Below are 551 nucleotides of genomic sequence, written 5' to 3' on the forward strand. Positions count from 1 at the left end.
CCGGGAGTGCAAGCGCGGTAACGCGTTGAGCTGACCGGTACTAATCGCCCGATCGGCTTGATCGCTCTCATGATCCGTGTCCGGTGCTGATCGACAGCCGCAAGGCTGACGAACAGACACCACACCAAGACGTCACGACCAAAGACCAACCGACACCGAAACGGCCGTCGGTCCCTGCTTGCCCGAACAAACCCCAAGAACACGAAACCCCACTTGTTCTGCGCCGCCCTGTTGGCCTGACCGGTGTGCCCAGAACCCGACCCCATCTCGAACTCGCCCGTTAAACACACCACCGCCCATGGTACTGTGTCTCAAGAACCGGGAGAGTCGGTCGCCGCCAGGCCTGCCCAGCACAAGCCAACCCCCCCACATTCCCTCACCCGCGATCCCGGTCGTGACCCGATCCCGCCGCTCGGCACCCCGAGCCGCCAACGCCCCCATGGTCATGCCAGGCAGTACGGGCATCGTGCAGAGCGAGGGCCGCACAGACACCCTGAAGCCCTCTCCCCTGCCGGAGCGGGCATGGCGCAGGGTGATTCATTGGCGTTCGG

General features: G+C 64.6%; 1 rRNA gene. It reads left to right on the forward strand.

From position 1 onward, the window contains the following. Nucleotides 1-227: 227 nt before the first annotated feature. A 5S ribosomal RNA gene (rrf, locus tag MKK50_RS00760) occupies nucleotides 228-343 on the forward strand. Nucleotides 344-551 lie beyond the last annotated feature (208 nt).

This window comes from Methylobacterium sp. J-043 (genome assembly GCF_022829505.1).
Lineage (GTDB): Bacteria > Pseudomonadota > Alphaproteobacteria > Rhizobiales > Beijerinckiaceae > Methylobacterium > Methylobacterium extorquens_A.